Below are 19766 nucleotides of genomic sequence, written 5' to 3' on the forward strand. Positions count from 1 at the left end.
CGCAGGCCTTTTTTTATTTTTCAGGGGTTGCCGGCCAGCAATCGGCCGACTTCTTCGTCGCTCGTTTGCGCGAAATCCTGATACCAGAGGCCCACCGCACGAAAGTGCTCGGGCGTGAAGACGCACACCACCTCGTCGGCCAGCGCACTCACGCTCTGGACGGCCTCGGACGACGCCACCGGTACCGCCACGATGATGCGCTGCGGCTTTCCCACGCGGGCCGCCATCACGGCCGCGCGCATGGTGGCACCCGTCGCCAGGCCGTCGTCGACCAGGATCAGCACACGCCCTGCCAGATCGAGCGGAGGGCGGCCGCTGCGATAGAGCTGCTCACGCCGCGCCAGCTCGGCCTGTTCGCGTGCGACCACGGCCTCGAGCGCCCGCTCCGACACCGGCCAGGCGTCACTCAACTCTCCCATGACACGGACACCGCCCGGGGCGATCGCACCCATCGCCAACTCTTCCTGGCCAGGAAAGCCGAGCTTGCGCACGACCAGCACGTCGAGCGGCACGCCGAGCGCTTGTGCCACCTCCCAGGCGACGGGCACACCGCCGCGCGGCAGCGCCAAAACTCGCACATCGGGCCGCCCGCGCCAGGCGTCGAGCGCCTTGGCGAGCGCGCGGCCGGCATCGCGTCGATCCTTGAATTCCATCCGCACCCCCTGGAGCAGGAATTCAGAAACGATACGCCCCACTCATGCCCAACGTCCAGTTGCGCCCGGGCGCCGGTTACGTCGCCAGGATTCACGAGCGCGGCTACGATCCGCCCGTCAGTTCCATCCGGCGGCTCATGTCGAAACCTTGCGTATTGCTTGCCTCTGCACTTCGTTGCTTCGCGATCGCGCTCGTCTGCCTGATCTCGGCATGCGCCAACTTGCCGTCACGTACGGCGACGTCGTACGAGCCCGCCGTCAGCTTCTCGCCGGCCACGGAGCTGGGCAAGCTGACTGCCGGCTTCCATGCCGAGCCCGATGGCATGTCCGGCGCACGGGTGATGCCGCAGGCCGCCTTTGCGCTGGATGCGCGTCTTGCGCTCATCCGGCATGCCCAGACCTCACTCGACCTGCAGTACTACCTGCTCGGCAATGACAAGACCGGCAAGCTGATCCTTCGCGAATTACGCGACGCAGCCCGGCGTGGCGTGCGCGTCCGACTCCTGCTCGACGACTTCTACACTGCCAAGCTCGATCCGATGCTGCTGGGCCTGGCCGCCTACCCGAATGTCGAGATCAGGCTGTTCAATCCCTTTGCCGTAGGTCGGGACCACAGCGCGACCCGCTGGTTGAACTTCGCGGCCGACTTTCGTCGGCTCAATCACCGGATGCACAACAAGCTCTTCGTCGTGGACGGCGCCATCGCGATCGCCGGTGGACGAAACCTCGCCGACGAATATTTCCTGCGCAGCGCCGGCGCCAACTTCATCGATCTCGACGTGCTGCTCGCCGGGGCCGTCGTGACCGAACTCGAGAACATCTTCGACAACTACTGGAACAGCGAGGTGGTCTATTCGCTGCACGACATCGTGCGGCCCTCCGAATCGCCGGAGGCAGCGCGCGCCCTGTTCGATGACTTGACTTCAACGACGCAGGCGCCGCCGCCTTCCGCGCCCCCCGAAGCCGACATGTTCGGCGATCCACCGGTGAGCGCTGCGCTCGCGCAGGGCACGCTGGAACTGATTCCGACGCGCGCCAATGCCGTCGCGGATTCCCCCAACAAGGCGCTCCTGCCGGAAGATGACGAGGAACTCCACCAGAACCGCCCACCGACCGTTGCCGAGCGAATGCGCGTCCTGTTCGATGAGGCCAAGTCGGAGATCAACATCATCACGCCCTATTTCCTACCAGGCGACGCGGGCATGGACCACATCGCAAGACTGCGCGCACGCGGCATCCGGATCACCGTCGCAACCAATTCGCTGGCCGACACCGACGAGCCGCTCGTCAACATCAACTACAACCGCTTTCGCGTCGAGATGCTCAAGCTCGGCGTCACGCTGTACGAAGTGAGTTCGGAACAAATCAAGCGAAGCCTCAACTTGCGCAAGGTCTTTCGCCAGTCGCGTGGCGCCCTCCACGCCAAGCTCGCGCTGATCGACCGCGAATGGGCGCTCATCGGCTCGCTCAACTTCGATCCGCGCTCGGCCTACATCAACACCGAGCTCGGCGTGCGCATGGAGAGCTACGAAGTGACACACCGGTTGCTCGATGCTTTCCAGGTCGACAACGTCGAAAGCGTCTACGAAGTCAGGCTGAAGCAAGGGACGGACACGATCCAGTGGGTCACGACCGATGGCGAGAACATCGTCCTGGACAGGGAGCCCGACGCCAACGCGCTGGTCAAGCTGAAGCTGCTGCTGTTCTCCTGGTTCGTGCCCACCGATCTCCTCTGAAAGAAGGCGCAGTTCGCCTACAGGGCCGCGCTCGACATTTGCCGTGCCCGGGAAGATGATCGCCAGTCGCGAACCCCAACCCCATCGAACAGGCAGGAGCAACACGATGCAAATCGGCATGATCGGACTCGGACGCATGGGCGCCAACATGACGAGCCGCCTGATGCGCGGAGGCCATGAATGTGTCGTGCACGACAACGCACCGGCCTCGATCGAGCGGCTCGCCGCGCAGGGGGCGATCGGCGCGGCCTCGCTCCAGGACTTCGTTGCCAAGCTCGCAAAGCCGCGTGCGATCTGGCTGATGGTGCCGGCTGCGGTCGTCGATTCGGCGCTGGCAAGCCTCACACCGTTGCTGGATGCCGGTGACATCGTCATCGACGGCGGTAACTCCTACTACCGTGATGACATTCGCCGCGCAGCGTCGTTGCGCGCTTCAGGGCTGCACTATGTCGATGTCGGCACCAGCGGCGGCGTCGCCGGATTCGATCGCGGGTACTGCCTGATGATCGGCGGCGAGGCGGACATCGTCCAGCACCTTTCGCCTCTGTTCGCGACGCTGGCCCCCGGCGCCGGCGATTTGAAGCCGACACCGGGCCGTGCGCCCGGCAGCGGAACCGCCGACCAGGGCTATCTGCATTGCGGTCCGCACGGTGCGGGCCATTTCGTCAAGATGGTCCACAACGGCATCGAGTACGGACTCATGGCGGCGTATGCAGAAGGCCTGAACATCCTGCGTGGCGCCGGCATCGGCAAGCACTCGCACGATGTCGACGCCGAGACCACGCCCCTGCGCGAGCCCGAGCTTTATCAATACGACATGAACCTGTCGGAGATCACCGAACTCTGGCGCCGGGGCAGCGTCATCAGTTCGTGGCTGCTCGACCTGACCGCCGCGGCGCTCGTGGCCGATCCCGCGCTGGAGACCTTCCAGGGGCGCGTTTCCGACTCCGGCGAAGGCCGCTGGACCGTCCAGGCGGCAATCGACGAAGGCGTGCCGGCGCCGGTGCTGAGCGCCGCGCTCTACGCGCGCTTCAGTTCGCGCGGCGAGGCGGATTATTCGAACCGCGTCCTGTCGGCATTGCGACACCAGTTCGGCGGACATGCGGAAAAGCCCGAGCCCCCGCCGAAGGGCCAAGGCTGACCCTCCGGAGACGATGCGATATGACGGAAGCCGAACGACTCGACCTGCTGTGCATCAATACACTGCGCACCCTTTCCATCGATGCGGTGCAGAAAGCCAACTCGGGTCATCCGGGCACCCCGATGGGCGCAGCGCCCACCGCCTACTGCCTTTGGCAACGCTTCCTGCGCTTCGATCCGAACGACCCCGATTGGCCGAACCGCGACCGCTTCGTGCTGTCGGTCGGGCACGCTTCGGCGCTGCTCTACAGCATGCTGTATCTGTGCGGCGTGAAGGGCACGGGTCCGCACTACGAGGGCGCTGAACGCCTCGCCGTGACGATGGAAGACCTGCAGACCTTTCGCCAGGCCGGCAGCCGTTGCACCGGCCATCCCGAATACGCCTGGACCTCAGGCGTGGAGACCACCACGGGGCCGCTCGGCCAAGGCGTTGCCACCAGCGTGGGCATGGCGATCGCGCAGCAATGGCTGGCAGGCACCTACAACCGGCCGGGCCACACGCTGTTCGACTACAAGGTCTACGCGCTATGCGGCGACGGCGACATGATGGAAGGCGTGAGCGCCGAAGCCGCATCGCTCGCGGGCCACCTGAAGCTCGCGAATCTCTGTTGGATCTACGACGACAACCACATCAGCATCGAAGGCTCGACCTCGATCACCTTCGACGAGAACGTCGGCGCCCGCTTCGAGGCCTATGGGTGGAAGGTTCTTCGCGTTGCGGACGCGAACGACCTCGAAGCACTGACCCAGAACCTCCAGGCATTCAACGCAACGCAGGACAGGCCGACGCTCATCATCGTCCGCAGCCACATCGGCTACGGTTCGCCGAACAAGCAGGACACCAAGGAAGCACACGGCGAGGCGCTCGGTCCCGACGAGGTGCGGCTGGCCAAGCAGTTCTACGGCTTCGACCCAGACGCGCAGTTCGCCGTCCCCGAAGGCGTGCGGGTCCACTTCGAGGCGCAGTTCGGCCAGCGCGGCGCGAGTGCGCACGAGGCATGGAACAAACGCTTCGCCGCATACCGCGCAGAACACGCCAATCTCGCGGCGCAGATCGACCAGATGCAGCGCCACGAATTGCCTGACGGGTGGGACAGCGAACTGCCTTCCTTCCCCGCTGACGCCAAGGGCATGGCCACGCGCGACTCGTCAGGCAAGGTGTTGAACGCGATTGCGAAGCGCCTGCCGTGGCTGCTCGGCGGCGCTGCCGACCTGTCACCCTCGACCAAGACCTCGCTCGGCTTCGAAGGCGCGGGCGAGTTCGACAGCGCCGGCCACCGTGGCCGCAACTTCCATTTCGGCGTTCGCGAACACGCGATGTGCGCTGCGGCGAGCGGCATGACGCTGTCGAAGTTGCGCGCGTTTGCATCGACCTTTTTCATCTTCACCGACTATTGCCGCGGCGCCGTGCGGCTCAGCGCGATGATGGGCATCCCCGTCATCTACGTCTGGACGCACGACTCGATCAGCATGGGCGAAGACGGACCGACGCACCAACCGGTCGAACAGCTCGCCTCTTTCCGTGCCATGCCCGACATGGTGTTGCTGCGCCCGGCGGACGCGAACGAAGTCGTGGAAGCTTGGCGAATCGTGATGCACCTCGTCGATCGTCCCGCGAGCCTCGTGCTGTCGCGCCAGGCAGTGCCCACGTTCGACCGGAGCAAGTACGCCAGCGCCAGCGGCGTCGCCCGGGGTGCTTACGTGCTCGCCGACGCCCCCGACGGGCGACCGGAGGTGCTGCTGCTTGCCACCGGCAGCGAGGTCAGGCTGTGCATCGACGCCTACGAGCAATTGAAGGCCGAGGGGATCGCAGCGCGCGTCGTCAGCATGCCGTCGTGGGATCTCTTCGAACAGCAGAGCGATGAATACCGCGATGGCGTGCTGCCACCCGCCGTCACGGCGCGCGTCTGCGTCGAAGAGGCCTCACCGTTGGGCTGGGAACGTTACGTGGGCCGCGGCGGCGCGATCCTCGGCATGCGTTCCTTCGGGCTCTCGGCGCCGGGGAAGGTGGCCGAGGCCCATTTCGGTTTCGACGCCGCGCATGTCGTCGCTGCTGCCAAGGCGCAGCTGGCAAGGCGTGCGCCGCCCAAGGCGTGAGGTTCCTCATGGCAACACGTATCAGTCCCCTTGCCGGCAAGCCGGCGCCCGAGGCGTCGCTGATCGACGTCGACGGACTCATTGCGGCCTACCACGATAACGTTCCGGACCCGTCCGTCCCGGCGCAGCGTGTCGCCTTCGGCACCTCGGGCCATCGCGGTACGGCGCTCGAGCACTCGTTCAACGAATGGCATGTGCTCGCGATCACGCAGGCTATCTGCGACTACCGGAAGACCCAGGGTATCGACGGGCCGCTCTTCCTCGGCATCGACACCCACGCGCTCTCGCGGCCGGCCGGCGAAAGCGCGCTCGAAGTACTCGCGGCCAACGGCGTCGACGTGATGATCGCAGCGAAAGACGAGTTCACGCCGACGCCCGCCGTATCGCACGCGATCCTCACCCACAACCGCGGCCGGCAGGACGGCCTGGCCGACGGCATCGTCGTCACGCCCTCGCACAACCCGCCACGCGACGGCGGCTTCAAGTACAACCCGCCCAACGGCGGGCCGGCCGCCCAGGACATCACGGGGTGGATGGAAGCCGCAGCCAACCGCTATCTCGAACGGCGGCTCGATGGCGTGAAGCGGATCCCGCACGGGGCCGCGTTGCGGGCGTCGACGACACGCCGCCACGATTTTCTCGACGCCTATGTGGGAGACCTCGGCAACGTCATCGACATGGACGCCATCCGCGCCGCCAAGGTCCGCATGGGCGTCGATCCGCTCGGCGGCGCCGGTGTCAACTACTGGGCTGCCATCGCAGACCGGTACAAGATCGATCTCACGGTCGTCAGCGAGGTGGTCGACCCACGCTTCGGCTTCATGACACTCGACTGGGACGGGCAGATTCGCATGGATCCCTCGTCGCCGTACGCCATGCAGCGGCTGCTCGACATGAAGGACCGCTTCGATGTGGGGTTCGCCTGCGATACCGATCACGATCGTCACGGCATCGTGACCCGCACTGCGGGCCTGCTTGCGCCGAACCACTATCTGTCGGTCGCCATCGACTACCTGTTCCAGCATCGCCCGCAGTGGCCCGCCGGCGCTGCCGTGGGCAAGACGGTCGTTTCGACCCAACTCATCGATCGTTTGGCCGCGAGGCTCGGCCGCCGCCTGTACGAAGTGCCGGTCGGATTCAAGTGGTTCGTGGACGGCCTGCTGGACGGGTCGCTCGGCTTCGTCGGCGAGGAAAGCGCCGGCGCCACCTTCCTGCGCCGGGACGGCTCGGTCTGGACGACGGATAAAGACGGCATCACAGCGGCGCTCTTGTCGGCGGAGATCACTGCGCGCACGGGCCGCGACCCTGGCGCGCTGTACGCCGATCTCGCCAAGGAATTCGATCACCCCGTCGGCGATCGGATCGACGCGCCCGCCACGGTCCCGCAGAAGAAGCAACTGGCCGCACTGTCGCCGCAGCAACTGCGCGCCACCGAGCTCGCCGGAGACAGAATCGTGAGCGTGCTGAGTCACGCCCCCGGCAATGGCGCGGCGATCGGCGGCATCAAGGTCATCTCGGAAGGCGGATGGTTCGCCGCGCGGCCTTCGGGGACCGAGAACATCTACAAGATCTACGGCGAGAGTTTCCGCGGCGCGGATCACTTGCAACGCATCTTCGGCGAGGCACAGACCATCGTCGATGCAGCGATCGCGCCCGCGTCCTGACCTTCTGAAATCGTCGCGTCTCTCCTACGCGCTGTCGGCGCGGATGCAGACGCGATCGAAGGGCCTTCGAGGGCATTCTCTTCATGCCATCAACCGAGGGGCATCAGATGATCAAGATTGGAATCGTGGACGACCATGCCATCGTGCGTTCGGGTCTTCGCGACTTTTTCTCGCAGCACGTGGACCTGCGCGTCGTCGGTGAGGCGGCCAGCGGCCGCGAAGCCATCGACCTGGTGCGCTCCACCGAGATCGACGTGCTGGTCATGGACCTCTCCATGCCCGGCCAGAGCGGCATCGACGCCATTGCGATGGTTCGCGCCAAGGCACCCGACACCGGCATCCTGATCCTGAGCGGCTACCCCGAAGAACACTACGCGATGAACCTCATCCGTCAGGGCGCCAGCGGCTACCTGAACAAGGAATGCGATCCGATGGAGATCGTCGAGGCGATCCGCATCATCTCGCTCGGGCGCCGCTACATCACGCCCGGCGTGGCCGAACTGCTGGCGCGCCAGCTCGATCGAAACAACGACGTCGCACCGCACGAGCAATTGTCCGAACGGGAGTTCCAGGTGTTCCTGAAGCTCGCCACCGGCGAGACGGCGGGCAGCATCGCGGAGCATCTCTCGCTGTCGGTCAAGACGGTGAGCACCTATCGCAGCCGCCTGATGGAGAAGATGAATCTCTCGTCCAACAGCGACCTGACCTACTACGCGCTGAAAAATCAGTTGATCAGTTGACGACTCGCAACTGTCGAGCCGAAACGCACTCTTATCCTGCATTCGCGTACCGCGCGAATGCGAGGTTCCCATGAGAGTGCGTTCCGTCTTCGTTGCATGCTTTTCAGTGGTGTCCATCGGCGCTTCGTGGCCGGCTGCGGCCCAGCCAGCCGTCGATGTTTCCCCACTGTCCATCGAGCAACAGGAAGCTGACGACCGCGTGGTCGCCGCGCGCTGCGGAACGCCGCTCTTCGAGAAGGGGTTCTACAAGCAGTCGAAGGCCGCCGTCGCCGCCGGCCTGGTCGTCAAGCACCGCGATCCGGTCCAAGTCGAGAAGAACGTCACCGCCTTGCGCCGGAACCCGGTTGTCCTGGTCGCAACGCAGGCCGATTGCCCGGCGCAGCTGGATCGGCTCAGGCAGATCGAGAAAGACCGCGCCAAGATGCTTGGAACGCACCGCAAAGGCACGCAGGTCGCAAGGTAGACCACGACGCGCTGTCAGCCAACGATGCCGAAAGCAGTACGTCCCGGATCGGCAACACCTGCCGATTGGCCGATACCCATCCCGGCCATGAGGTCGCAGACTGGGGCCATCGGAACTGTCAGGGAAGCAGACCATGGAAACTGACCTCTACACCTTCGGCGTGCTGGGAGTGGTGTTGATGTGCGGATGGCTGATGAATCATGCCGGCCCTTGGAACAACTCCGATCTCGCGCGTGAAGTCAGGCTCCAGCTCGGCCGGTCCAGCGACGCGCTCGGCGGCACGCCGCGTCGCTGATGCCGTCCACGCGGCCGATGGCCGCCATAGCGGGCGTGCGGCGCAAGTCGTCGCTCCTCGCGGCGGCCTCGCTCATCCTCGCGGCGCTCGGTCTCGAGGCGTATGCGGCGGGCTATCCCATGGGCATGGCGTTGCTCGCCGTTGCCACCTTGCAGGCGCTCATCTGCTCGGCGATGTTCCGAAGCCGGCTGCTGATGGTGGCCGTCGCGACCAACTTCTTTCTCTTCGTGATCCATGCAGTCGTCCTCAGCCGATTCCTGGCTCAGCCGAATCCGGCACCGGTGTTTCAACTCGGGGACTTCTGCTTTGCCGTGTTCGCCGGCGCTTCGCTTGTCTTCACGCCCGTCGAGACGATGGCGCTGATCGTGCGGGACGCCTATCTCAAGCGGCCACGACACCGCAGTCCCCATTGACGGCCAAAACGACACATACTCCGCGACATGCCGCAACTGATCATGACGACGGCCTCTGGCGAAAAGAGGCTGGTTTCGCTTGGGCCGAATGACAACACGATCGGTCGGGGCCCGCAGAACAGCATCGTCGTCGACTCGCTCCAGGCGAGTCGCGTGCATGCCGTCGTCACGGTCGAACCCGCCTTCGTCACGATCACGGACCTCGGCAGCCGCAACGGCACATTCGTGAACGGCGATCGCATCGAAACCCAGATGCTGGTCCACGACGACACGATCAGGCTTGGCGACTACGAAATCCGCTTCGTCGCCGGCGACCAGGAGTTCAGCAAGGTCGAGGCTGAACGGGTACCCACGATCCCGCGCCTGCTGGTCGACCTCGACCGCGAAAATGTGCCTGGCGCGCCCGGCGTCACCACGACAATCAGGGGTAAACCCTGATCATTGATCTGCCTCAAGGCAGGTGAGCCGACCGTCGATCCAGCACGGCCCGGCCTTGAAACCGTGCAAAACGCCCTTATCATTAGCACTCGTTGAAGTTGAGTGCTAACAACACCGGCTCTCAAACGATGCGGAGCCGGCCCGTCGCCGGCTCCCGGACCAAACCCCGTTTCTTATCAGGAGATGCAATGAAACTTCGTCCTTTGCACGATCGCGTGATCGTCAAGCGCATTGAAAGCGAAACCAAGACCGCCTCGGGCATCGTGATCCCCGACAACGCCGCAGAAAAGCCCGACCAGGGTGAAGTTCTGGCTGTCGGTCCTGGCAAGAAGAACGACAAGGGCGAACTCGGCGCGATGAGCGTCAAGGTCGGCGACCGCGTCCTGTTCGGCAAGTACAGCGGCCAGACCGTCAAGGTCGATGGCGACGAACTGCTGGTCATGAAGGAAGACGACCTGTTCGCAGTCGTCGAGAAGTAATCACTCGCCCCTTCATCCCCTCATCCAACTGAATCTCGGAGAAATCTCATGGCAGCAAAAGACGTAGTCTTCGGCGGCGAAGCCCGCGCGCGCATGGTCGAAGGTGTAAACATCCTCGCCAACGCAGTCAAAGTGACCCTGGGCCCCAAGGGCCGCAACGTGGTGCTCGAGCGCTCCTTCGGCGCCCCCACCGTGACCAAGGACGGCGTGTCGGTCGCCAAGGAAATCGAACTCAAGGACAAGCTCCAGAACATGGGCGCCCAGCTCGTGAAGGAAGTGGCTTCCAAGACTTCGGACAACGCCGGTGACGGCACCACCACCGCGACCGTGCTGGCCCAAGCCATCGTTCGCGAAGGCTTCAAGTACGTGGCCGCAGGCATCAACCCGATGGACCTGAAGCGCGGCATCGACAAGGCCGTGACGGCCCTGGTCGAAGAGCTGAAGAAGGCTTCGAAGGCCACCACGACCTCGAAGGAAATCGCGCAAGTCGGCTCGATCTCGGCCAACAGCGACGAAACCATCGGCAAGCTCATCGCTGACGCGATGGACAAGGTCGGCAAGGAAGGCGTGATCACCGTGGAAGACGGCAAGTCGCTCGACAGCGAACTCGACGTCGTCGAAGGCATGCAGTTCGACCGCGGCTACCTGTCGCCCTACTTCATCAACAACCCCGAAAAGCAAAGCGCGATCCTGGACAACCCGTTCGTGCTGCTGTTCGACAAGAAGATCAGCAACATCCGCGACCTGCTGCCCACGCTGGAGCAAGTGGCCAAGGCCGGCCGTCCGCTGCTGATCATTGCCGAAGAAGTCGAAGGCGAAGCCCTGGCGACGCTGGTCGTGAACACGATCCGCGGCATCCTGAAGGTCGTGGCCGTCAAGGCACCTGGCTTCGGCGACCGCCGCAAGGCCATGCTCGAAGACATCGCCATCCTGACGGGCGGCAAGGTCATCGCCGAAGAAGTGGGCCTGACCCTCGAGAAGGTGACGCTGGCCGACCTCGGCCAAGCCAAGCGCATCGAAGTGGGCAAGGAAAACACCATCATCATCGACGGTTCGGGCGCTGGTGCCGACATCGAAGCCCGCGTGAAGCAAGTCCGCGTGCAGATCGAGGAAGCGACCAGCGACTACGACCGCGAAAAGCTGCAAGAGCGCGTGGCCAAGCTGGCCGGCGGCGTGGCAGTGATCAAGGTTGGCGCTGCCACCGAAGTCGAAATGAAGGAAAAGAAGGCTCGCGTCGAAGACGCCCTGCACGCGACCCGCGCTGCAGTGGAAGAAGGCGTGGTTGCCGGTGGTGGCGTGGCCCTGCTGCGCGCCAAGCAAGCCGTGGGCGACAAGCTCAAGGGCGACAACGTTGACCAGGACGCCGGTATCAAGCTGGTGCTCAAGGCCATCGAAGCGCCTCTGCGCGAAATCGTGAACAACGCCGGCGGCGAAGCCAGCGTGGTCGTGAACGCCGTTCTGGCCGGCAAGGGCAACTACGGCTTCAACGCTGCCAACGACAGCTACGGCGACATGCTCGAGCTGGGCATCCTGGACCCGACGAAGGTGACCCGGACCGCTCTGCAGAACGCAGCTTCGGTGGCCTCCCTCCTGCTGACGACCGAAGCCATGGTCGCCGACGCACCGAAGGAAGAGTCGGCCGGCGGCGGCATGCCCGACATGGGCGGCATGGGTGGCATGGGCGGCATGGGGATGTAATCCCCCCGGCCCGGCTTCCAGCCAGTCCCAAAAGCCCCAAAAGCCCCGCGGCGCAAGCCCCGGGGCTTTTTTCGTCTGGAGCGCTTGCCCGCCGGCCCGCTATGAGCTCAGCAGAAACGAGAACACGGCCCCTTTGTCGAGCCGCGGCATCAGCCGGATGTCGCTGCCGTGCAGTTGAAGGATGCGCCTGACGATCACCAGCCCCAGCCCGCCACTGCGGCCACCCGTCGAGGAAAACATCGGCCGTGTGAAGATTGCTGTGCGCAGCTCGCTCGGAATGCCCGGACCGGTGTCGCTGATCTCGACCTGCACGCCGGCCTTGTCCTGCCGCAACTGCACCATGATCTCGCCGCCCGCGGGCGTGTGGCGGATCGCGTTGTCCAGCAGGTTGGTCAGCACGCGCTCGATCAAGCCGAGGTCGGCGGTCACGCCAGGCAGATCCGGCGCGATGTCGGCCACCAGCCGCTGTTGCCGCGCTTCGGCCGCCAACTCGAACTTCTGGAACACGTCCTGCACAAGGTCGGCCAGTGCGAACTGCTCCTTCTCGAGCTTGACGACACCGTATTCGAGCCGCGCCAGTTCGAACAGCTCCTGCGACAGCCGCGACACCTTGCGGCTCTGCGCCAGCGCGATCTCGAGATAGCGGCGCCGCTCCGCGATGTCGAGCGTGTCGGCCTTGATCAACAGCGTCTCGAGGTAGCCGTGCAACGAAGTCAGCGGCGTGCGCAGGTCGTGCGAGATGTTGGCGAACAGTTCGCGCCGCTGCTGATCCTGCTGCGTGAGCTCGCGCCATTGCTCGGCGATACGCTGCGTCATCTGCGTGAAGGCCTGGGCGAGCGTCGCGATCTCGTCGCGGCCCCGGCTGACGCGTTCAAAGTCCGGCGCCACCTCCTGGAGCGCCGCCACGCCGTCGTTCTCGAACTTGCGCACCGCCCCGGTCAGCTCGCGCAGCGGACGCGTGATCAGGCGAAATGCCACGAGCCCGGCGATCAGGCCCAACAGAGCCACCAGCGCCACCGACCATAGCGTCGTGCGCAGCACATTGCTCGCTGCGGCATCGGCCAGCAGCGCATCGCGCTCTTCGCCCGACAGCACCACATAGACGTAGCCGACCTCCCGGCCATCGACGCGCAGCGGCGCCGCGCTGAAGACCTTGCGGGCGCCGTTGCCCCGCGGATCGTCACCAACGATCGGTAGCGGCGCGCCATTGAGCAGCAGCCGGATCGGAGCGAGATCGACCCGGTCGCGCTTCAGGTGCCCGGGCGGCGCGGCCTGTCCCTTGATGCGGCCGTCGAGGCCCAGCAGGTACACCTCGACGCTCGGATTGACCGCCATCAGCTTGTCGAACAAGTCGGTCACGGCTGCAGAATTGAGCCCGTCGCGCTCCATCAAGGTCGAGTTCTCAGCGATGTGCGCCGCAAGTCCCTGCGAAAGACGCTGCGTCACCTCCTGCTCGTAGCGGACGTTGGCGTGCATCTGCAGCCAGATCGAGGCGCCGCAGCAGGCCAGCAGCAGCACGGCGAAGACGATGGAGATGCGGCGCGAAAGGCTGGCACCGAGGCTCATGATCCGGCCTCCTGCGCCGCCAGCTTGTAGCCGCGCCCCCAGACCGTGAGGATGCAGCGCGGCTGCGACGGATCGGCCTCGATCTTCATGCGCAGGCGATTGATGTGCGTGTTGACCGTGTGCTCGTAGCCGTCGTGCTGGTAGCCCCACACATGGTTGAGCAGGTCAAGCCGCGAGAACACCTTGCCCGGATGGCGCGCGAAGAAGTGCAGCAGATCGAATTCCCGCGGCGTGAGCTCGACGGGCTTGCCGTCGACCTGCACCTCGCGCGCCACCGGATCGATGCCGATGTTGCCGATATCCAGGCGCCCTGCCTCCATCCGTGCATTGCGCGCCAGCGCATCAGTGCGCCGCAGCAAAGCCCTGACCCGTGCCACCAATTCCAGGACCGAGAAGGGCTTGGCCAGGTAGTCGTCGGCGCCAAGTTCGAGCCCCAGGATGCGATGCACCTCGCTGGACCGGGCGCTGGTGATGATGATCGGCGTGTAGCGCGTCATCGCACGGGCCCGGCGGCAGATTTCCAGGCCGTCGACACCCGGCAGCATCAGGTCGAGGATCAATGCGTCCCAACTGCCGCGTTCGAGCTCCCGCAAGCCGGCGTCGCCATCGGCTGCATGCGTGATGGCGTAGCCCTCATCCTGAAGGTGCATACCCATCAGCTCGGCGATGTGGGCATCGTCCTCGACGATCAGAACGCGTTTGGCGGAGTCCATGAAAGTGGATTGTGCGGCGATATCGGCGGCGCATTTATCACGATTAATTGAACTCTTCGTGATGAAACGGCCATCGGGTCAGCCCAAGAATCTGCCCCATGCAACGCGAGTCTTCATCAACCGGCAACGCACCCATCCACCCGCTGTGGCTGCGCATCACGCATTGGCTCAACGCCCTTGCGGTGCTGGTGCTGGTCACCAGTGGATGGCGCATCTACGACGCTTCGCCGCTTTTCGACTTCGAGTTTCCGGCCTCGATCACGCTGGGCGGTTGGCTCGGCGGCGCGCTGCAATGGCACTTCGCCGCGATGTGGCTGCTGGCGATCAACGGGCTGACCTATCTCGTGCTCAATGTGGTGAGCGGGCGACTCTGGCGCAAGTTTTTCCCGCTGTCGCCGGCCGGCATCTGGCACGACGCGCTTGCGGCGTTGCGCGGCAAGCTCTCGCACGCGGACCCGCGGCGCTACAACAACGTCCAGCGCCTGGCGTACCTGTTCGTGATGATCGACATCGCGGTGCTCGTCCTCTCGGGCCTGGTGCTCTGGAAGTCGGTCCAGTTTGCAGGCCTGCGCGAGTTGCTCGGCGGGTACGAGTTCGCCCGCCGTATTCACTTCTGCGCGATGGCTGCGCTGGTTGCCTTCGTCGCCGTCCACCTCGTGATGGTGACGCTGGTCCCGCGCACGCTGCTCACGATGCTGAGCAGCCACGGCAAGGAAGCAGCATGAAGATCTTCAAGCGCCCCTCCCCGGCCGTGCTGGCCGACGTGGACAGCGACGCAGTGCTGGCCGAGGCACGCAAGCTCATTGGCCGCCGCATCGAGCAACCCGCGCGACGCGCCTTTCTTCAGCGCTCGCTGACGCTGGGCGGCCTTTCGCTGCTGAGCGGCTGCAGCATCAGCGACAACGCGACGGTCGAGGCGGCGCTCACCCGCATCTCTCGCTTCAACGACGCGGCACAGGGTTGGCTGTTCGACCCGAACCGGCTGGCGCCGACCTATCCCGAATCGATGATCACGCGGCCGTTCCCGTTCAACGCCTACTACGGCGAGGACGAGGTCCGCGAAGTGGCGGAGGACGGCTACAGGCTCGAAGTCACCGGCCTGGTCGCCGACAAGCGAAGCTGGACATTGGCAGAGCTGCGCGCGATGCCGCAGCGGGACCAGGTCACGCGCCACATCTGCGTCGAGGGCTGGAGCGCGATCGGCAAATGGGGCGGCGTTCCTTTCGCCGATTTCCTGCGCAGGATCGGCGCCGACACCAGCGCCAGATACGTCGGCTTCAAGTGCGCCGACGACTACTACACCAGCATCGACATGCCGACGGCGCTGCATCCGCAGACCCTGCTCACGCTCACTTACGACGGCCAGCCGCTTCCTCCGAAGTACGGCTTCCCGATGAAGCTGCGCATGCCCACGAAGCTTGGCTACAAGAACCCGAAGCACATCCGGGCGATTTTCGTCACCAACACCTACCCTGGCGGCTACTGGGAAGACCAGGGCTACAACTGGTTCGGCGGCAGTTGAGTCGATCCCGACTCGGCGCTGTTGAAAACGAGTGGCCGTGTTCTCTTGAACCGCGCCGTTGAAAACTTCGACTCACAAGGACACTGAAATGAACAAGCTCTCCGCAACACTCCTCGCCGCCTTCATGGCCATCGGATCCGCCTCGGCATTCGCTGCCGACGACATGAGCAAGGACAGCATGAAGAAGGACTCCATGGCAAAAGACAGCATGTCCAAGGACGGCATGAAGAAAGACGCCATGGCGAAGGACGGCATGTCCAAGGACGCCATGAAGAAGGACTCGATGTCGAAGGACGGCATGGCGAAGGACGGTATGGCCAAGGATGAAATGAAGAAGTAGCCTCTCGATGCCAAGCCACATGCAAGGAGCAGCAACGCCATGACCCCTCTCTCGCACTTCCCCAGGCTGTCTCGACGCCCGGTTCTGGCCGCGCTGGCGGTCATCGCCGGTGCCGGGCTATGGCACGTCGCTCCCTCGCTGGCTGCCGAATCGGCAGTGGTGATCCCGGCGCCGGCCGAAGACGCGCCGCCAACGCCGGGCGCCGGTTCGGAAACCGCGGTGATCGCGGGCGGCTGCTTCTGGGGCGTGCAGGGCGTCTTCCAGCACGTCAAGGGCGTCACGAGCGCGGTCTCCGGCTACGCCGGCGGCCAGGCCTCGACCGCCAAATACGATGAGGTCGGATCAGGCCGAACCGGCCACGCCGAGTCGGTCAAGATCACCTACGACCCTCAGCAGATCAGCTACGGACGGCTGCTGCAGATCTATTTCTCGGTGGCGCACAACCCGACCGAGCTGAACCGTCAAGGTCCCGACAGCGGAACGCAATACCGCTCGACGATCTTTGCGGCCAATGCCGAGCAGGCGCGCGTCGCCAAGGCTTACATCGCGCAACTCGACAAGGCGAAGGTCTTCGGCAAGCCGATCGCCACCACGGTGGAAACGCTCAAGGGCTTCTATCCGGCAGAGGGCTACCACCAGGACTTCATGACGCGCAACCCGGACCACCCGTACATCGTCTTCAACGATCTGCCGAAGGTTGACAACCTGAAACGAGTGTTTCCAGACAGTTATCGCGCGAAGCCAGTGCTGGTCGGATCGGGCGCCTGAACAGCAGCGCTCAGGCGCCGGCAGGGACGGGCTCGGGCGGCGGGCCGTAAGGGTTCGATTCAGGCTGGGTCGGCTGCACCATGAAGTACAGCAGCACCAAGGTGCCGATCACCGGGATCAGCCCGATCAGCAGGAACCACGCCGACCTGCCGATGTCATGCAGGCGGCGTGCGCCTGCGGCCAGCAGCGGCAGGAGGAAGGCAAGGACCACGACGTAGTAGACGACCTCGTGGATGAAGCCCGCGACGAAGGCCAGGATGAAGTAGGCCAGCACGAACCACCAATACTCGGGACGCGATGCGCGACCTGAAAAATCGACGTACTTACGAAAGCAGGTCTGAACGGCCTGTTGAAAGTTCATTTGACGACTCCTCTTTGTTGATTCCCACGGGAAAACCCCGCAGCCATCATATCGAGCAGCCCGTCAATGCCGATGACGGCATGAACGTCAGGGGCCCTGGCGCAATCTCCCGAGGAGCCCGGCCGTGGAAGCATCCAGCCCCTGGACATTGCCGGAGGCCAGGCGCGGTTCGATGTCCTTCGCCAGGACCTTGCCAAGCTCAACGCCCCATTGGTCGAAGCTGTTGATGCCCCAGACCGACCCGCTGGTGAACACGCGATGCTCGTAGAGCGCCAGGAAGGCACCGAGCGACTCGGGCGTCAGCGTGTCGAGCACGAAGAAACCGCTCGGCCGATTGCCGGGGAAGTTCTTGTGGCCGCCCGCGTCGCTCTGGCCGACCATGAGCGCCTGCGCCTGCGCGAGCGCGTTAGCGAGCAGCTTGGGATGATGCCCTTCGAGGTCGTGCGCCGCGTCGCGCACGGCAAGGAACTCCAGCGGAATGACGTCCGTGCCCTGGTGCAGCATCTGGAAATAGGCGTGCTGCCCGTTGGTGCCCGGCTCGCCCCAGAGCACGGGCGACGTGCCGAATGACACCGGCTTGCCCTCCATGTCCACCTGCTTGCCGTTGCTCTCCATCTCGAGCTGCTGCAGATAGGCCGGCAGGCGCTTGAGTGCGCTGTGGTACGGCGCGATGCCGCGGCTGGTGAAGCGATGGAAATTCCGGTACCAGACGTCGAGCAGGCCGAGCCGCACCGGCAGGTTTTGCACCAGCGGTGCCGTGCGGAAGTGCTCGTCCATCGCGTACGCGCCGGCCAACATGCTGCGGAATCCGTCGGCGCCGATCGCCAATGCAATGGGCAGCCCGATCGCCGACCACAGCGAATAGCGCCCGCCGACCCAGTCCCAGAATCCGAAGGTGGTCTCGATCCCGAATTCGCGCGCCGCCTCGACATTGGTGGTGAGTGCCGCGAAATGGCGCGCGATGTCGACGCTGCCGGACTGTTCGAACCACCGCTTGGCCGATCGGGCGTTCGCCATCGTCTCGGCCGTGGTGAAGGTCTTCGATGCGATCAGGAACAGCGTGTGCTCGGGCGCCAGGCCTCGCAGCACGCCAGCCAGTTCATGGCCGTCGACGTTCGAGACGAAATGAAAACGCTTGCCCGGCGCCACGTCGGCGTCGAGTGCCAGCACGGCCATCTGCGGCCCGAGGTCCGAGCCACCGATCCCGATGTTGACCACGTCGGTGATCGTGTGGTCGGCACGGACCGACTCGGCGTAGGCGAGCATCGCCGTCAACGTGGTCTGCACATCGTTGAAGGCGGCAGACAGGTTGGCGGGCGGAGGCGCCGACGCGGGCCTGCGGAGCAGGGTGTGAAGCACCGCCCGGTTTTCGGTGGCGTTGATGTGCTCGCCGGCGAACATCGCGTCACGATGCGCCTCCAGGCCCGTCTCGCGCGCAAGCGCCAGAAGAAGCTCTTCGGTCCGCGCGTCGATCAGGTTCTTGGAGAGATCGGCGAAGACGCAGGGAGCCGACTGGCTCAGGGTCTCGAAACGCTTTGGGTCGGCAGCAAAGGCGCGACGCAGGTCGAACCCCTTCCCGTTCGCGTCGTAATGCGCCTGGAGCCTGGCCCAGGCGGCCGTTCGATCACCACGAATGCGCGTCATGAGGTCTCCATGAGTTTTTCCAGCTTCACCGCGTCTGCCGCGAAGGCGCGGATGCCTTCGGCGAGCTTTTCGGTGGCCATCGCGTCTTCGTTCAGGGCAAAGCGGAAGGCGGGCTCATCGAAGGTGACTTTCGGGATGTCGCTGCGCTTTGCCGCATCCGCGTCCAGCGCGTGCGCGAGCGGGGCTTCGCTGCCAGCCAGTTCCCCGAGCAGTTCGGGGCTGATGGTGAGCAGGTCGCAGCCCGCCAGCGCCGCGATCTGACCGACATTGCGGAAGCTGGCGCCCATCACTTCGGTCGCGATGCCGTGCTTCTTGTAGTAGTCGAAGATCTGCCGGACCGACTTGACACCCGGGTCGTTGGCGCCCGCGTTGGCCGCCTCGTCCCACTTGCCGCCCGCCGACTTCTTGTACCAGTCGTAGATGCGCCCGACGAACGGCGATATCAACTGGACCCCGGCCGCCCCGCACGCCACGGCCTGCGCGAACGAGAACAGGAGCGTCAGATTGCAGTGGATGCCCTTCTTCTCGAGTTGGCGCGCCGCCTCGATGCCTTCCCAGGTCGAGGCGACCTTGATGAGCACGCGCTTCTCCACGTCGACGCCCTCCGCACGATAGAGCGCGACGATGCGCTCGGCGCGGGCGATGGAGGCTTTCGTATCGAAGCTCAACCGCGCGTCGACTTCGGTCGAGACGCGGCCGGGAATGATGGAGAGGATCTCGGTGCCGAATCTCACCAGCAGCCGGTCGATCACCTCGTCGATCGGCATTCCGTCGTGCTTCTTGACCACCTCGTCCAGCAACGGGCGGTATTCGGGCTTCTGTACCGCCTTGAGGATCAACGACGGATTGGTCGTCGCATCGCGCGGCTTGAACTGGGCCAGTTGGCGGAAATCACCGGTATCGGCTACTACGGTGGTCCATTGACGGAGGGCATCGAGTTGGTTCATCAGGCCATTATCCCGCTGCAAAACTACAGGCCGTGTGGTCCCCGACTGACGCGGCGGGGCTCCATCGGTAACTAATCTTGAGGCAATGG

Annotated in this window: 21 protein-coding genes; 15 read left to right on the plus strand and 6 right to left on the minus strand. The window is 64.8% G+C overall.

The window, feature by feature from the left end:
• Positions 1–20: 20 nt before the first annotated feature.
• Positions 21–653: a phosphoribosyltransferase gene (locus tag AC1DN9_RS06945; RefSeq protein WP_478098564.1), complete on the minus strand. Its 633-nt coding sequence runs from the start codon at positions 651–653 to the stop codon at positions 21–23.
• A gap of 44 nt (positions 654–697) precedes the next feature.
• Here AC1DN9_RS06945 and AC1DN9_RS06950 point away from each other — a divergent pair, with 44 nt between their 5' ends.
• The 11 genes from AC1DN9_RS06950 to groL all read left to right on the plus strand — a co-directional run bounded on the left by AC1DN9_RS06950 (position 698) and on the right by groL (position 11816).
• Positions 698–2389 carry a phospholipase D family protein gene (locus AC1DN9_RS06950; RefSeq protein WP_478098566.1) on the plus strand — a complete coding sequence of 564 codons (1692 nt, stop codon included), beginning with the start codon at positions 698–700 and terminating at the stop codon, positions 2387–2389.
• A 106-nt stretch (positions 2390–2495) separates the two neighbouring features.
• Complete coding sequence (gnd, locus tag AC1DN9_RS06955) at positions 2496–3530, plus strand: phosphogluconate dehydrogenase (NAD(+)-dependent, decarboxylating) (RefSeq protein ID WP_478098569.1); 1035 nt, start codon at positions 2496–2498, stop codon at positions 3528–3530.
• Positions 3531–3550: 20 nt separating this feature from the next.
• Entirely contained in the window at positions 3551–5626 is a 2076-nt protein-coding gene (tkt, locus tag AC1DN9_RS06960; RefSeq protein ID WP_478098571.1) for a transketolase, read from the plus strand.
• Positions 5627–5634: 8 nt separating this feature from the next.
• Complete coding sequence (gene pgm, locus AC1DN9_RS06965) at positions 5635–7290, plus strand: phosphoglucomutase (alpha-D-glucose-1,6-bisphosphate-dependent) (RefSeq protein WP_478098573.1); 1656 nt, start codon at positions 5635–5637, stop codon at positions 7288–7290.
• Positions 7291–7397: 107 nt separating this feature from the next.
• Positions 7398–8030 (plus strand): response regulator, encoded by a 633-nt coding sequence (locus tag AC1DN9_RS06970; protein WP_478098575.1) that lies wholly within the window; start codon positions 7398–7400, stop codon positions 8028–8030.
• Between the two features lie 70 nt (positions 8031–8100).
• Positions 8101–8493 carry a hypothetical protein gene (locus AC1DN9_RS06975; RefSeq protein ID WP_478098577.1) on the plus strand — a complete coding sequence of 131 codons (393 nt, stop codon included), beginning with the start codon at positions 8101–8103 and terminating at the stop codon, positions 8491–8493.
• 133 nt (positions 8494–8626) lie between these two features.
• A complete protein-coding gene (locus AC1DN9_RS06980; protein ID WP_478098579.1) occupies positions 8627–8788 on the plus strand; it encodes a hypothetical protein in 162 nt (53 codons plus the stop codon).
• A gap of 17 nt (positions 8789–8805) precedes the next feature.
• A complete protein-coding gene (locus tag AC1DN9_RS06985) occupies positions 8806–9201 on the plus strand; it encodes a hypothetical protein (protein ID WP_478098581.1) in 396 nt (131 codons plus the stop codon).
• A 27-nt stretch (positions 9202–9228) separates the two neighbouring features.
• Positions 9229–9639: an FHA domain-containing protein gene (locus tag AC1DN9_RS06990; RefSeq protein WP_478098583.1), complete on the plus strand. Its 411-nt coding sequence runs from the start codon at positions 9229–9231 to the stop codon at positions 9637–9639.
• A 188-nt stretch (positions 9640–9827) separates the two neighbouring features.
• Positions 9828–10118, plus strand: a complete 291-nt coding sequence (gene groES, locus AC1DN9_RS06995; RefSeq protein WP_093109638.1) for a co-chaperone GroES — start codon at positions 9828–9830, stop codon at positions 10116–10118.
• A gap of 48 nt (positions 10119–10166) precedes the next feature.
• A complete protein-coding gene (gene groL / locus AC1DN9_RS07000) occupies positions 10167–11816 on the plus strand; it encodes a chaperonin GroEL (protein ID WP_478098585.1) in 1650 nt (549 codons plus the stop codon).
• A 99-nt stretch (positions 11817–11915) separates the two neighbouring features.
• Here the strand turns inward: groL and AC1DN9_RS07005 are convergent, their stop codons facing one another.
• Both AC1DN9_RS07005 and AC1DN9_RS07010 read right to left on the minus strand, forming a co-directional pair.
• The gene (locus AC1DN9_RS07005) at positions 11916–13382 is read right to left on the minus strand and encodes a sensor histidine kinase (RefSeq protein WP_478098588.1); all 1467 of its coding nucleotides are present in this window, start codon (positions 13380–13382) and stop codon (positions 11916–11918) included.
• The gene (locus tag AC1DN9_RS07010) at positions 13379–14095 is read right to left on the minus strand and encodes a response regulator transcription factor (protein WP_478098590.1); all 717 of its coding nucleotides are present in this window, start codon (positions 14093–14095) and stop codon (positions 13379–13381) included. The genes AC1DN9_RS07005 and AC1DN9_RS07010 overlap by 4 nt, the downstream gene beginning before the upstream one ends.
• 98 nt (positions 14096–14193) lie before the next feature.
• Between AC1DN9_RS07010 and AC1DN9_RS07015 the strand changes: the two genes are divergently transcribed.
• The 4 genes from AC1DN9_RS07015 to msrA all read left to right on the plus strand — a co-directional run bounded on the left by AC1DN9_RS07015 (position 14194) and on the right by msrA (position 16725).
• Positions 14194–14820, plus strand: coding sequence for a cytochrome b/b6 domain-containing protein (locus AC1DN9_RS07015; protein ID WP_478098592.1), 627 nt, complete (start codon positions 14194–14196; stop codon positions 14818–14820).
• Entirely contained in the window at positions 14817–15617 is an 801-nt protein-coding gene (locus AC1DN9_RS07020; protein ID WP_478098594.1) for a molybdopterin-binding protein, read from the plus strand. The genes AC1DN9_RS07015 and AC1DN9_RS07020 overlap by 4 nt, the downstream gene beginning before the upstream one ends.
• An 88-nt stretch (positions 15618–15705) precedes the next feature.
• Complete coding sequence (locus AC1DN9_RS07025) at positions 15706–15957, plus strand: pentapeptide MXKDX repeat protein (RefSeq protein WP_478098596.1); 252 nt, start codon at positions 15706–15708, stop codon at positions 15955–15957.
• 39 nt (positions 15958–15996) lie between these two features.
• Positions 15997–16725 (plus strand): peptide-methionine (S)-S-oxide reductase MsrA, encoded by a 729-nt coding sequence (gene msrA, locus AC1DN9_RS07030; RefSeq protein WP_478098598.1) that lies wholly within the window; start codon positions 15997–15999, stop codon positions 16723–16725.
• 10 nt (positions 16726–16735) lie between these two features.
• On the opposite strand, the gene AC1DN9_RS07035 is transcribed toward msrA, so the two are convergent.
• The 3 genes from AC1DN9_RS07035 to tal form a co-directional block, all read right to left on the minus strand.
• Positions 16736–17086, minus strand: coding sequence for a DUF805 domain-containing protein (locus tag AC1DN9_RS07035; protein WP_478098600.1), 351 nt, complete (start codon positions 17084–17086; stop codon positions 16736–16738).
• A gap of 87 nt (positions 17087–17173) precedes the next feature.
• Complete coding sequence (gene pgi, locus AC1DN9_RS07040) at positions 17174–18730, minus strand: glucose-6-phosphate isomerase (RefSeq protein WP_478098602.1); 1557 nt, start codon at positions 18728–18730, stop codon at positions 17174–17176.
• Positions 18727–19677 carry a transaldolase gene (gene tal, locus AC1DN9_RS07045; RefSeq protein ID WP_478098604.1) on the minus strand — a complete coding sequence of 317 codons (951 nt, stop codon included), beginning with the start codon at positions 19675–19677 and terminating at the stop codon, positions 18727–18729. The genes pgi and tal overlap by 4 nt, the downstream gene beginning before the upstream one ends.
• Positions 19678–19766 lie beyond the last annotated feature (89 nt).

It is taken from the genome of Variovorax sp. 05L425 (genome assembly GCF_056397705.1).

Excerpts from the sequence above, each read along its gene's own strand:
- AC1DN9_RS06980 (WP_478098579.1), top strand. The coding sequence starts at position 8,627 with ATGGAAACTGACCTCTACACCTTCGGCGTGCTGGGAGTGGTGTTGATG.
- tkt (WP_478098571.1), top strand. The coding sequence starts at position 3,551 with ATGACGGAAGCCGAACGACTCGACCTGCTGTGCATCAATACACTGCGC.
- AC1DN9_RS07020 (WP_478098594.1), top strand. The coding sequence starts at position 14,817 with ATGAAGATCTTCAAGCGCCCCTCCCCGGCCGTGCTGGCCGACGTGGAC.
- tal (WP_478098604.1), bottom strand. The coding sequence starts at position 19,677 with ATGAACCAACTCGATGCCCTCCGTCAATGGACCACCGTAGTAGCCGAT.
- pgm (WP_478098573.1), top strand. The coding sequence starts at position 5,635 with ATGGCAACACGTATCAGTCCCCTTGCCGGCAAGCCGGCGCCCGAGGCG.
- AC1DN9_RS06975 (WP_478098577.1), top strand. The coding sequence starts at position 8,101 with ATGAGAGTGCGTTCCGTCTTCGTTGCATGCTTTTCAGTGGTGTCCATC.
- groL (WP_478098585.1), top strand. The coding sequence starts at position 10,167 with ATGGCAGCAAAAGACGTAGTCTTCGGCGGCGAAGCCCGCGCGCGCATG.
- AC1DN9_RS06945 (WP_478098564.1), bottom strand. The coding sequence starts at position 653 with ATGGAATTCAAGGATCGACGCGATGCCGGCCGCGCGCTCGCCAAGGCG.
- AC1DN9_RS07005 (WP_478098588.1), bottom strand. The coding sequence starts at position 13,382 with ATGAGCCTCGGTGCCAGCCTTTCGCGCCGCATCTCCATCGTCTTCGCC.
- AC1DN9_RS07010 (WP_478098590.1), bottom strand. The coding sequence starts at position 14,095 with ATGGACTCCGCCAAACGCGTTCTGATCGTCGAGGACGATGCCCACATC.
- groES (WP_093109638.1), top strand. The coding sequence starts at position 9,828 with ATGAAACTTCGTCCTTTGCACGATCGCGTGATCGTCAAGCGCATTGAA.
- AC1DN9_RS06970 (WP_478098575.1), top strand. The coding sequence starts at position 7,398 with ATGATCAAGATTGGAATCGTGGACGACCATGCCATCGTGCGTTCGGGT.
- pgi (WP_478098602.1), bottom strand. The coding sequence starts at position 18,730 with ATGACGCGCATTCGTGGTGATCGAACGGCCGCCTGGGCCAGGCTCCAG.
- AC1DN9_RS06950 (WP_478098566.1), top strand. The coding sequence starts at position 698 with ATGCCCAACGTCCAGTTGCGCCCGGGCGCCGGTTACGTCGCCAGGATT.
- gnd (WP_478098569.1), top strand. The coding sequence starts at position 2,496 with ATGCAAATCGGCATGATCGGACTCGGACGCATGGGCGCCAACATGACG.
- AC1DN9_RS07035 (WP_478098600.1), bottom strand. The coding sequence starts at position 17,086 with ATGAACTTTCAACAGGCCGTTCAGACCTGCTTTCGTAAGTACGTCGAT.
- AC1DN9_RS06985 (WP_478098581.1), top strand. The coding sequence starts at position 8,806 with ATGGCCGCCATAGCGGGCGTGCGGCGCAAGTCGTCGCTCCTCGCGGCG.
- AC1DN9_RS07025 (WP_478098596.1), top strand. The coding sequence starts at position 15,706 with ATGAACAAGCTCTCCGCAACACTCCTCGCCGCCTTCATGGCCATCGGA.
- AC1DN9_RS06990 (WP_478098583.1), top strand. The coding sequence starts at position 9,229 with ATGCCGCAACTGATCATGACGACGGCCTCTGGCGAAAAGAGGCTGGTT.
- msrA (WP_478098598.1), top strand. The coding sequence starts at position 15,997 with ATGACCCCTCTCTCGCACTTCCCCAGGCTGTCTCGACGCCCGGTTCTG.
- AC1DN9_RS07015 (WP_478098592.1), top strand. The coding sequence starts at position 14,194 with ATGCAACGCGAGTCTTCATCAACCGGCAACGCACCCATCCACCCGCTG.